The organism is Planococcus halocryophilus, assembly GCF_022489025.1.
In the GTDB taxonomy this organism is placed as follows: Bacteria; Bacillota; Bacilli; order Bacillales_A; family Planococcaceae; genus Planococcus; species Planococcus halocryophilus_A.
This window is the reverse complement of sequence record NZ_JAKVTG010000001.1, coordinates 70,769-82,978: the sequence shown is the minus strand read 5'-3', so window position 1 is coordinate 82,978 and position 12,210 is coordinate 70,769. Positions and strand designations below refer to the sequence as shown.

The following is a 12,210-nucleotide window of genomic DNA, read 5'->3' as shown; positions in this document are numbered from 1 at the left end:
TTTTGGGAACGCTCTTTATTACTTAGAATAGTCTGGGTGTCGGCGGAGTCGTATTATCGGAATCTCTTTTATGTTGTACATCACGGTGTTCATCAGGATTGTTTCCTTGCTCATTATTGGATTCCTCAAAATCCCTACCAAATGGAGCAGGTCCCAAGTTCGGATCTACTCCCGGTGAAGGTTCATCCTGTCTGCGATTAACACCTTTTTCACGCAATAATTCATCTTGACTGTCTTTATTTTGGAGACCCGGTTCATGATCCATTTCTTTTCGTTGTCTAGTTTGCTCTTCTTTATTTAATCCCCCAGTAGGGTGAATTTCATCGCCTTTTAATCGAGAATCTTGGAAACGATCATGTTCACCAGCACGAGCATGTTGATCTTCTCTTGAAACTTCACGTGCGTAAATCTCATCTGAGTCATGATGTTTTTCTGTATATCGGGAAACAGGATTTGAATCTGGAGTCCCTGCAGTTTCTGCTTCTAAATCCATTGGTGCGTTCGAATCATCTAAAGAAGAAAAGTGCTCATCTTCAGGGGTTGCCGCGTCTCCATCTGTATATAAAAGAACAGCTCCTTTTTCGATTCTACGTTCGTAATCATCCGTTCTTTCTTTACTCAAATTAAAGCGATTCAACTCTTTTCTGACTATGTCTTTCCCACTTAAAAATGATTTGAAACGATTTGAAAAAGAGTTTGCCCGATCAGCAGAGACTCCTGATTTTCCAGCAGACTCTACAATTTCTTTGTCATTTGCCAATAGGTGGATATCTTTTTCATGATATCCTTTCGCCTTTAATAGTTGTAACGTATCTTCCATTTCTGATTTGCTATAAACGATTTCAAACTCTTGATTTCCTGATTTCATTGTTTTGTACCTCCTGTGTACTAGATTACTTTTACTTACCCTTTCCTTCTTATTACTAAAACCTATCTATAGAAGACTCTTACTCTTAAGACACATGCTGCAAGACTTTATTTATATTTTTTATCGTTTTGGCTATGTTTTTCAGCTTCGCTAGAGCCACCTCTAGTTTTTTGAATTTCGGATTTTTCCTCTGTTGTAAAAGAATTGTGATGCTCATCTTTTATTAGAGTTGCATCTTGCATAAATGTTTCTCCTCGTGCAAAACGATCTTCTTGTTCATCGAAATTATTATCAACTGAATTGATAAATTGATGTCTTTGTTGTTCATTAGGATCTTTTGACTCTATTCCATCTTCAGTGCTAGAAATTTCATCAAGAATCGTTTTGTGATCTTCATCTTCATATATAAGTATTCCACCTTTGGCAAGATCGCTTGTGTAACGTGATGTTTCTTCTTCCGAAAGATTCAGTAATTTTACTCCTGCACGAACTCCACTGTCTCCTGTAATAAATCCTTTGAATTTATCAGTAAATGTATCAACCTCTGTACCTTCGACAGAAATGTTCTCAAAATGCTTTGTGTCTTTAGCCATAATGTGAAGATCTTTTTCTTTGTATCCAGAAGCCTTTAAGTCATTAATTTTTTCCAGTAAATCATTTTCTGAAAATACCACTGCTAGAACTTTATTGTGTGATCTCATATAAAAAACCTCCATAAATTTAATAGATATTGTATTCTGTCTTTACCCATTATTGAACAATCCTTAACTTGCTTGGGCATTACACTTTTCACAAGGAGACAAAAGCTATATAAATACCAAGAAAAAGGACAGATTAAACAGAAATCTTTACCCACCAACAATACCCATTTCAAAATACCTAACAAAATGACTAATTTGGAATTTTTTATTTTTTCACATGTTGTAGTAAGCATATTTTCCCTTTTTTTCAAATTCGCCTATTTCTAAAATAAAAAAGCAGTCTATTTTGAAAATTGATGATATCATAGATGAAAGATGTAAAAAAAGCGAAATATAGGATGTGGAGGCGGCTATTATCGTACTTGGCGATCTATTTTCTTCTTACTTTTCGGATGGTCCGAGGAAGACGGAAAACAATTCTCCTACATGGCTGACAGAAGTACTGCCCTTACAGAAGGAAAGGAGAGCAGTAATGGACACGGGAATGCGTTTAAAATACCATCGTTTGAAACAAAAAATTAGTTTAGAAGAATTCTCCTCTGGCATACTGTCTCCCAGAGAGCTGAAAAAAATTGAAAGTGGCGTTAAAGACCCGGCATTAAAAGATCTCGAAGCCTTATCTAAGAAACTCGCAATACCTTTGGCTCCTAAAGATAACCCTATTGGAAAAGTTCTCGTAAAGAACTTTAAAAACTCTTTGTTGCACCCTCAAAACAAAGCAGAAATCATGGAGCAGTATAATGATATTCAAGGGCATCCTTTATTGCACGCTGATGAAGATGTCGAGTTGGAATATTGTATTCAACAAATTAGGTATTACATTATCACTGGAGATTTGGATAGTGCTGAAGAAAAAATCAAAGAAATGGAACGTTTCAGAGAATTTATGAGTCAGGAACAGTTTTACTTGTTTCACAAGTACAACGGTAACTACAACTACATTCTCAATGATTACGAAAAAGCTTTGAAAACTTATTTGGTTGCGGAAAAAATCGCGCCGAACACTATCTCTGCTTCAGAACTCGGTGATCTTTATTATTCAATCGGAATTTCTAGCTCGAAATGCCGAGAAACAGAAAAAGCTTTTAAGTACACAGAAATGGCATTAAAAATTTACCAACAAGAGTTTATTCCAAAGCGTATTGTGGAATGCCATTTGAACATCGCAATTACGCATCAGCATTTTGGCAATTTCAAAATGTCGATGGATCATTATAAAAATGCTTTGACCATTGGCAATAAGTTAGAAATTGATATTTTGCGATTTACTACAGAATTTAATCTAGGCTATTCGTATTTCTTGTTCCAAAATTATAACCTATCTATTATTCATATTGAAAATTCATTAAAATACATTCACCCAGAATATACTGCTGACCTTTTACTTAGTTACTGCATTTTAATTAAGTGTCAGTATGAAGTAGGTAACTATGATGCTGCAAAAGAATGGCTTCGCAAAGGTATGGAAATTGTTGAAAATAAAAAGCTGAATATCAACTCACCCACTAACCATATATTTAAAGAAGCATATATTGAATTTATATGTTTAGTGCATCTTTTGGATGAGAATTTCGAAGACTTCGAAGAGTACGTGCTAAATCAATTGATTCCGAGCCTTGAAGCTACAGATAATTATTTTGAAAAAGGATATTATTTCGGACATTTGGGTAAGTTATATTATGACCAAGAACGTTACAAAGAATCAGCTGAGACTTTGAACAAAGCAAAAGAATCATATAAGAAGATTAATACACTATTTGGGGAGTGAATGTAATGAAAAAAGGTATCACTATTTTATTTTTCTCAGTTCTAGCAATCAGCAGTTTATCTCTTGGTAATAATTTAAGTCCTGAAAATGAAGTTGCTGTTCAAGCTCGCGTTCCTGAGCCTTGGGCTACTGGCACTGAAGTTGCTGTTCAAGCTCGTGTTCCTGAGCCTTGGGCTACTGGCACTGAAGTTGCTGTTCAAGCTCGCGTTCCTGAGCCTTGGGCTACTGGCACTGAAGTTGCTGTTCAAGCTCGCGTTCCTGAGCCTTGGGCTATTGGCACTGAAGTTGCTGTTCAAGCTCGCGTTCCTGAGCCTTGGGCTACTGGCACTGAAGTTGCTGTTCAAGCTCGCGTTCCTGAGCCTTGGGCTATTGGCACTGAAGTTGCTGTTCAAGCTCGTGTTCCTGAGCCTTGGGCTACTGGCACTGAAGTTGCTGTTCAAGCTCGTGTTCCTGAGCCTTGGGCTACTGGCACTGAAGTTGCTGTTCAAGCTCGTGTTCCTGAGCCTTGGGCTGTTGAATCTTCAAAATTATAATTTCTCCATACAAAAAGGAAGTTGCTTGTACTTTAAGCAACTTCCTTCTTTTTATTGATTTTGTTTTTTATCTACTAAACACTCTTCAACAAACCGTTTAAAAATATTCATTGAAGCTTCATCACCTTGAAGAGCAAATTCTTCTGGATGCCATTGAATTCCCATAGCAAACTGATGGTGTCTACTTTCCAATGCTTCAACTAATCCATCAGCAGCATGAGCAGCTACAGTAAGCTGTGGCGAAACATCTTTTACTCCTTGATGATGGAAAGAATTTACGTTAAATTTTTTCTCTTTCATAATATCATATAATAAACTGTCATCTTCTAAAATTACAGAGTGTGTTCGATGCGTTCGCATCGCTTTTTGTTTGTGTTGATGTAGTTCGCCTTCAAATTGAGATTCTAAATCTTGATAATTAGTGCCCCCTAATGAAACATTAAACATCTGTAACCCTCGGCACATGCCGATAAATGGTTTGTCTAACTCTAGAAACTTTAATATTAGTTCTTTTTCGTACTTATCACTTCCGGGATAAACAGCTCCCAGTTTTACATGCGGTTCTTCTCCATATAATGTTGGGTTAATATCCCCACCACCGGTAACAATCAAGCCATCTAACCTTTCGCACAACAGCGGAATATCTTCCTCATCCACAATCGGGACTATTAACGGCAATCCTCCTGCGCGTAAAATTGCTCTCCCATATACAGGATCGAGCGAATAGGTTTGGTTTTCTTCTACTCGTGCAGTTATACCGATTACCGGCTTGTCTTTCTTCGCCATGTTTTCCCTCTTCTCTATTTGATCACATCATGATTGTATTCTATACCCTTTCTCTTAAAATCTATAAACATTTTGACAGATTTCCCACTTTTAAAATTGAAATTTATGGTAATAAAAAGCATCTTGAGATCTAAATAAAAAGTCTGGTGATTATTATCCCAAATTTTTCCGTCAATTTTTATTAGGTTCGTAACAACTTGCTCGTTCAGATAGCAAACAAAAGAAAAAGGCAAACTCATAAGCGAATTGGCCCTCATTTACATTATTAATATTTCATGATTTACTTTTTAATGATCGCACTGACTTTCATCTACTATCTTCTCTAAAGGTTCAAAGCGAAACCGTTCTAAATCAATCTGATTATTAGAATCGACTTCTACACCTTCTTCTTGAAGCGATTTTCTTTGGAAAAACTGCGCTTCTTCATCGCTAATTGCAATTTGACCTTGCTTATTGACAATTCTATGCCAAGGTAAGTTATGCCTATCACTCATGCTATGGAGGATTCTCGTCACTTGTCTAGCTGCCCTAGGACTACCAGCTGTCGCAGCCACTTGCCCATACGTCATAATTTTGCCTGCTGGAATTTGTTTTATGATATTTAATGCTTTTTCAGTGAAGGTCTGCATTTCTTCATCCATCCTATTGTGCTTTTTTCTTTTGACTCTCTACTTCCATCAATAAATGCCCACTCTTATAATCTCCAAGTAGCTCCTGTACAAATTCATATAATGGTAAGTTTCCTGTATCTTTCGCAAGCCCGTTGCTTTCAGCGTGCACACACTTATAATACTCTACCATTCTACCAACTAATTCCTCAAGACCTTCAAGCGATTGTTTATCATCATGTTGCAATGGACGTTTTAAGTCTATAGTTTTTGCTTCATTTAAATATAAAAATTTCATTTGATCGATATCATTAACGCTTTGATCAAATAGTTGTTGGTTTCGATCTAACCGATAAAAACTTCTCCAAAAAACAAAAATTTCTTTTGCGACACCTAGTTTTTTTGCTCCGAGCGAAGAATTTAACCCTTCCACTACACATATTTCATGCATAATTTTTCTTAATGACTTTTTATATTCTCTTTCTACTACACCTTTATATTGCATATATTTCATGATTAGCCCTCCTTGGAATAATTAGATGTTTCTATATCTACGAATAATATCTTCATCTTCGACCGACACTAAGCTATCATAGGTTCGTTGATCGTGTATTTGTTGACCGATATAAAACATGCTAGATTCACAATTACCAATTTCTTTTTTCAATTGTTTCTCATGATTCACATCGTCTTGGAAGTCTCCACCTAGATGAAAAAACGAATAATAGTTTTCTTCGCCCCATTCTGCAATTTTCAATAATAATATCTGCATTGTCTCTTCGCTATACTCATCAGATACACTGCCTTCAAGATGATAAAAAATGGTATCTCCCATTGCAAGCACATAACAAGCTGATACTAGCTTGTCTTCGTGATATGCACCAAATAGATGGAGATCTGATCCCATTGAACTTATTAAGGTTTCAAAATAATCGTTTGTGAAAAAGTAGTAGCTATCCGCTTCCTCTCTTCTTCTTGCAGCTGCATAGTACAGTACTAGAAATTCAAACATATGTCTTACTGTCCCTAGCTTTTTCACTACTAAATTCGTACTGTTTTCATATTCACTACTATTGCTTAATTGATTTTTTTCAAAAGGTGTCTCTTTATCTTTTAAGTTAATTGTGTAGGTTTCAAATAATGGAGAAACTTTCAAATAACTTTGAAAGACATGAGCATTCTCTTTTAAAGGATGAAAACGTATATATTCAGCAATAATTTTTTCACTTTGACAATATGTTCGAAAGGCTTCTCTGAAATTAGCAGCTAAATTTGCCCGATTGTGTTCTGCTTTCAGTAGTGGTCCCCCATATCCAAAGGGAGTCGTAACATCATACAAAGGAGCTCCTTCCTCGCTCACTTGCCTTTTAATAAAGGGATAGACTACCTCGCCATCGCCATCCTTATAATGAAAAAGCAATGCTTCACCTGGATCTAATTTAAGAGCTCCCAAAAAATATTGATTTGTATAATAAATATCTGTGATGTGTAAAGTATCAAGAATTTTTTTCCAGCGACTACGCTCTTGTATCGATATCAGCTCATACATCCATTCCACCCCTACTTCACCTTGAAAATCATTTGAAAACTGTTTGTAATTGTTGCTCTCTTTTTCCTACTTCCCTATCTCTACTTACTGCATTCTTTATCACTTTGATGCCAAAAATTAAAAGAATACTGAACACAATTCCGATAAATGTCACGATGGCTGTATAAATTATGATTGCACTTTGACTAGGTTTCCTACTTTCCCCTACCGCTTGCGCCAAAGAAATAACGTTGACATGATCGACTTGCAGTGAAGTATTTACTTTTTCCTGAAAAACTACTGCCAGCGTATTGGCGATTTTACTTGATTCATTTTTATTGTGTGAAAAAATGGTGATTGTTAACACTGGAGAGTTATCGATATAGCTAACATGTACTTGTTTACGAAGGTCGGAGACTGAATTTGAAAGCTTTAGCTTTTCATTTACTTTCTCCAACACTTCTGGACTTTTGAGAAAAGTAGCATAGGCTTCCATCATCGGAGAGTCCACCTGATTATTTTCTTTTTCTACATGCGAGATTGTGGAAGCTTCTCCAATTAATAACTGACTAGTAGATTGATACTCGGGGTTTACAAAAAAAATAAAAATGAACAACGTTGTAAGCATTAGACAAAAAGTAAAGCTGATTACAAAATAAATTCGTTTTTTATAACCTACCAACGTATGTTTTATGACTTTCAAATCATTCATTATAGTCTCCTCCTTGGTCGAAAGCGTTAATTTTCCTCTTATTTCTAAAAATTCAGATTATTATAGTTCATTTATATCATACTTGAGTGGTTCTATCTACTCTTTTACGTATATTTTTTAAATATTTAGTTTTATATATAAGTAATTAGGCTAAAGACTCAAATAAAATCATTTAATTTTTAATAAAAATGGGTAATAAAGCTTATAAACAACTGTTTTGTTTTTTAATTTTTCCTTTGTTACAAACAGAAACCAAAAAAGCATCTCTCAGATAGCTGAGAGATGCTTTTCGTTATTCTTTCCATAATCCGATAATCCCGTTTCTTCGATAAATAATTTCTTTTGACTCTAATATTTTTAATACTTTAGTTAATGTTTGATGCGAGATGTTAATATCGGTCGTAATTTCTTTAATCGTTTTAAAAAGCACACCTTCTTTTGAAGCATTTTTTAAAAAATACTGAATAAATCTTTCTCCAACTTCTGTTATTTTTTCAGTTTCTGATGAAAAGTATTCCCGGCAATCATTTAATATTTTCTCTTCTGAAAATACATTTGTTTTGTTTTCCACCTGATTTTCCATCACCTTCACCTAACCACCTCCGAATATTACAGCCCAAGGGTATACACGTATTACTTATTTTATCTATACCCTCTCTTTTTCAAAATATACATACTATTTCATTTAGTACTGATAATTCCAAAATTACATATTAAAATCCCATTTTATGGTTATCGATAGTCTCCTCAAATCTAGTACTTAGAGTCTTTTACACAACAAAAAACAGGAAAAGAAAATTCTTTTCCTGTTTTTATATTTAAATGATAAAGATGATTACCTTATCGTTTCATTGCATCTTCTATAAAATCTTTCAAGACGTGAATTCCCATTACACAATCACTTAAACTAGACCATTCTTTCGGATTGTGACTAATCCCATCTTTACTTCTAACAAAAAGCATGGCAACTGGGATTGTTCGACCAAGATTCATTGCATCATGGCCGGCCCCACTCGGAATGTAAGTTGGGGTGATTTCCAATTTGTTTAAAGAAGTCGCAAGACGATTTTGTAAATCATTAGCGATAGGAACAGGTTTGATGCGGGTATTTAACTTGGTCGTTGCATGTATCTCATGTTTCATTGCCACTTTTTTTGCTTGCTCGATTAATTGATCAATTAAAAGATCTCTCGGTTCTTCATTTATGTCTCGAATATCAACAAGCATTTCTACTTTTTCAGGTATGACATTTGCTCCATTTGGAAACACTTCTAATTTCCCAACCGTGGCAACTGCAGTTTTATTTATTGCTTTTGGAAATTCTGGAATCGATTGAAGAAATTCTGCTGCTGCTACTAAACAGTCTTTTCTTCCAATCATCGGTGTATTCCCCGCATGTCCAGCTTCACCGTCAAATATAACTTTAAGCCATGCTGGTCCAGCAATTCCATTTACGATTCCAACTGGTTGATTGGCTTGTTCAAGTTTTTTGCCTTGTTCAATGTGTACTTCTACGAACAATTCTAATTCCGTCAAGTCACGTTTAGCCGCTTTGAAAGATTCGATTGTGCTGCCATAATGAGATAAAACTTGTTCTAAAGTATCTCCATTATAATCACGGAGCTGTGCGATTTCTTCATCAGAAATCGCACCAATCATCGCTTGACTCCCTGTTAGTCCACTATTAAAACGCGATCCTTCTTCATCTGAAAAAACGATAACTTCGTAAGGTTTGTTAGGAGTATAGCCTGTTTCTTTCCACGATTCTACTACTTCAAGTGCCGACAAAACACCAAGTGGACCGTCAAAGTTACCGCCATTCGGAACGCTGTCTACATGGGAGCCAGAAGCTATAGCTGGAGTTTTTTGCAACCCTTCCAAGCGAGCTGTAACATTCCCCGCTCCATCTTCCGATACCTTCAATCCCGCTTCTTTCATCCATTTTTTCACAAGTGCCTTCGCAGCTTTTTCTTCATCCGAAAAGCCAGGTCGTTTTATACCGCCCACTTGAACAAAACCAATCTGAGACAATTCGAATAATCGTTTTGCAATACGCTCCCCGTTAATACCTGAATGACTAAGTTTATGATCATAATCTTTTAATAACTCTTCATACAAAGGGTTGTCATTTGTTTTTTGCATAATATCCTCCTTATTTCTAGTTATTTAGTTAAGAAAGACCATGCATATTGTGCATAAAGTTCTGCACCTACTATCATCGCATCTTCATCTACATTAAATTTCCCGTGATGATGTGCCCACTGTGTATCTTTCTCTACATTACCACTACCTACTAATGCAAAGCTCCCTGGAACTTCGTCTAAATAGAACGAAAAATCTTCTCCACCCATTGTTGGTTTTTCTACATAAAGGGAATTTCCACCAAAAGCTTCAATTGCCACTTCTTGAACTAATTGTGCACTTTCTTCTCCATTGATAACGGCTTGTGTCCCGCGAATATATTCAACTTCTGCAGTTCCCCCGTATATCGCAGCTGTGTGATCTGCATAGATCTTAAGTTGCTTTTCGATATGATCACGTGTCGCAGGATCAAAGCATCTCACCGTTCCTTCAATATCCGCATTTTCAGCGATAATATTAAAGCGAGTTCCCACAACCATTTTACCAATTGTCACAACTGCTGACTTTTGGGGATTAACCGTACGTGAAACAACGGATTGGACATTCATCACAAATGAAGATGCAATAATTGCCGCATCAATACAATCTTGAGGCATCGCACCGTGCCCACCTTGACCTTTAAAATGGATTTTAAAAATATCGGCAAAAGCAAACGCTGGTCCTGAATTACATGCTATTTTACCCGTTTCACTTTGAGACCAAATATGAATACCGAATACATTATCAACGTCTTTTACCGCACCTTGCTCAACCATCGCTTTTGCACCCGTCGCTACTTCTTCAGCAGGCTGGAAGATAAAACGAACATTTCCTGAAATCTCATCTTTTATGCTGACCAACGATTTAGCCGCTGTTAAAAGCATCGCTGTGTGAACATCGTGCCCACATGCATGCATTTTGCCAAGCTCTTTGGACTTGTACGCCAAATCTGTATTTAGTTCTTCAACAGACAGTGCGTCCATATCCGCTCTAAGCGCAACAGTTTTTCCTTCTTTACCACCTTTAAGCTCAGCTACTACACCTGTTGGTTCCATCTTACGCGCTTCAATGCCAAGCTCCGTTAAGTAATCATAAACGAATTGAGAAGTTTGAAACTCTTCCCATGATAATTCCGGCTCACTATGAAGCTTGCGACGGATACTTATCATTTCATCGCTATTCTCTTTTATCGCTTTTTTTATCGCTTGGTTAATCATCATAAATTCCCTCCGATTATCTCGATAAACATCTATTAAAGTTTCTTTTTATTATTCATGTCTCTTATAGGAATCCGACGAAAATACCTGCTAGAATAACCGAAACAATGGTAACCGTTATAAATCCAGCTACTAACATTGGTGGTAACATATGACTTGTTAGGACTTCGCGTTCTTGTTCATCTTTTGTTAATGAATTGATCACTTCTACCGTAATAATATAATCTGCTGGGAATCCGTATAGAGCAGTCAATGAAACTGCAAAAGCCATTTCTTTGCTGACTTTAAGAAGTTTTCCAACGATAAATGAAAAGATATACATACCAACGACACCAATCACGATACAGCCGATTAACGGGTAAATAATTTCAAGCATCATACTCGGTGTAGCATTTTTTAACCCATCGAAAATGAATAGTAGGAGTGCCATGATTGCAAATCCGAAACCATTTGCTTTTTGTAGCGGGTGACGTTCAAGAAAGCCAATGCTACGAGCAATTACACCAAACAACAAACACAATACAAATGGACTAATTTCAACTACTGGCGTTAGAAGCGTTGCTGTTAAATAAGCTAAGTAACCAACTAAAGCCAAACGGAAAAATTTAAAAAAGTCGGTATTGTATTTATCTGGCATCTTCGCAAACATGCGAGGCTCTTTCACCGCTTTATCAGCAGTTCCCGGTTGATTTGAAGGCATTTCTTTTAAAGTCAGCTCGTTATTTCTATATTTTGTTAGAAGGTTTTTCCCTTCTTTTTTCAGCATAATTGAAGTAAGTGGATAACCTGCAAAACCTTGAACAACGTATATTACAATTGCAAAGACAGCTAATGTTGGGAATCCTGCTGCTGCTGCACCTTCAGACATGATTAATGCAGATACTAGTCCACCAACTAAAGGAGGAATGGCAACTACAACTGTTTGGTAGTCAAACAGTAAAGTTCCGATACCGAACAAAGCAGCAATAATCCCTGCAATACCAGATAGTGCTATTAAAATAGTTCTCCATTGATCTTTCAATTCTTGCAAAGACAATAAAGTTCCCATATTCGTAATTAGTAAATAGATGAGCATTACGGCTACAGCTGGTGGTACGCCTGAAAGTGTAACAATATCAGCAGGAAAGAATGTCCAATATCCAAGTAAGAACAAGACCCCACTCACAAATATTGATGGTATCCAAGCTTTTGTGCGAATTGAAACTGCTTCTCCGATAAATAAGACTAAAACTATAATTGATAATGCGAGCATTTGAGCCATATTATTTCCTCCTTTTTTCTGTTTCAACAATTAACCTATTTTCTAAGTTTCAAGCTGAGTATTTTAACTATTGCAATAGTAGCACAATAATAAAGGATTATATATCG

General features: G+C 36.2%; 13 protein-coding genes. 2 read left to right on the top strand and 11 right to left on the bottom strand.

Going from position 1 to position 12,210, the window contains the following annotated elements; genetic code table 11:
• Positions 1-22 precede the first annotated feature (22 nt).
• The gene (locus tag MLE13_RS00390; protein WP_240747505.1) at positions 23-868 is read right to left on the bottom strand and encodes a general stress protein; all 846 of its coding nucleotides are present in this window, start codon (positions 866-868) and stop codon (positions 23-25) included.
• Positions 869-975: 107 nt separating this feature from the next.
• A complete protein-coding gene (locus MLE13_RS00385; RefSeq protein WP_240747504.1) occupies positions 976-1,569 on the bottom strand; it encodes a general stress protein in 594 nt (197 codons plus the stop codon).
• Between the two features lie 472 nt (positions 1,570-2,041).
• On the opposite strand from MLE13_RS00385, the gene MLE13_RS00380 reads away from it, so the two are divergent.
• Together MLE13_RS00380 and MLE13_RS00375 are read left to right on the top strand one after the other, a co-directional pair.
• Positions 2,042-3,337, top strand: a complete 1,296-nt coding sequence (locus MLE13_RS00380; protein ID WP_276323756.1) for a helix-turn-helix domain-containing protein — start codon at positions 2,042-2,044, stop codon at positions 3,335-3,337.
• Positions 3,338-3,342: 5 nt separating this feature from the next.
• Entirely contained in the window at positions 3,343-3,870 is a 528-nt protein-coding gene (locus MLE13_RS00375) for a hypothetical protein (protein ID WP_240747502.1), read from the top strand.
• A gap of 51 nt (positions 3,871-3,921) precedes the next feature.
• Here the strand turns inward: MLE13_RS00375 and MLE13_RS00370 are convergent, their stop codons facing one another.
• The 9 genes from MLE13_RS00370 to MLE13_RS00330 all read right to left on the bottom strand — a co-directional run bounded on the left by MLE13_RS00370 (position 3,922) and on the right by MLE13_RS00330 (position 12,103).
• Positions 3,922-4,656: a gamma-glutamyl-gamma-aminobutyrate hydrolase family protein gene (locus MLE13_RS00370; protein WP_240747501.1), complete on the bottom strand. Its 735-nt coding sequence runs from the start codon at positions 4,654-4,656 to the stop codon at positions 3,922-3,924.
• A 287-nt stretch (positions 4,657-4,943) separates the two neighbouring features.
• The gene (locus MLE13_RS00365) at positions 4,944-5,285 is read right to left on the bottom strand and encodes an MGMT family protein (RefSeq protein ID WP_276323782.1); all 342 of its coding nucleotides are present in this window, start codon (positions 5,283-5,285) and stop codon (positions 4,944-4,946) included.
• 13 nt (positions 5,286-5,298) lie between these two features.
• Entirely contained in the window at positions 5,299-5,778 is a 480-nt protein-coding gene (locus MLE13_RS00360) for a hypothetical protein (RefSeq protein ID WP_240747499.1), read from the bottom strand.
• 21 nt (positions 5,779-5,799) lie between these two features.
• Entirely contained in the window at positions 5,800-6,813 is a 1,014-nt protein-coding gene (locus MLE13_RS00355; RefSeq protein WP_240747938.1) for a GNAT family N-acetyltransferase, read from the bottom strand.
• A 28-nt stretch (positions 6,814-6,841) separates the two neighbouring features.
• Positions 6,842-7,504, bottom strand: coding sequence for a YveK family protein (locus MLE13_RS00350; RefSeq protein ID WP_240747498.1), 663 nt, complete (start codon positions 7,502-7,504; stop codon positions 6,842-6,844).
• A gap of 292 nt (positions 7,505-7,796) precedes the next feature.
• Positions 7,797-8,087: a replication/maintenance protein RepL gene (locus MLE13_RS00345; RefSeq protein WP_240747937.1), complete on the bottom strand. Its 291-nt coding sequence runs from the start codon at positions 8,085-8,087 to the stop codon at positions 7,797-7,799.
• A gap of 257 nt (positions 8,088-8,344) precedes the next feature.
• Positions 8,345-9,646 carry a Zn-dependent hydrolase gene (locus MLE13_RS00340; protein WP_240747496.1) on the bottom strand — a complete coding sequence of 434 codons (1,302 nt, stop codon included), beginning with the start codon at positions 9,644-9,646 and terminating at the stop codon, positions 8,345-8,347.
• A 20-nt stretch (positions 9,647-9,666) separates the two neighbouring features.
• Positions 9,667-10,842: an amidohydrolase gene (locus MLE13_RS00335; RefSeq protein ID WP_240747936.1), complete on the bottom strand. Its 1,176-nt coding sequence runs from the start codon at positions 10,840-10,842 to the stop codon at positions 9,667-9,669.
• A 64-nt stretch (positions 10,843-10,906) separates the two neighbouring features.
• Positions 10,907-12,103 (bottom strand): hypothetical protein, encoded by a 1,197-nt coding sequence (locus MLE13_RS00330; protein WP_240747495.1) that lies wholly within the window; start codon positions 12,101-12,103, stop codon positions 10,907-10,909.
• Between the last annotated feature and the right edge of the window lie 107 nt (positions 12,104-12,210).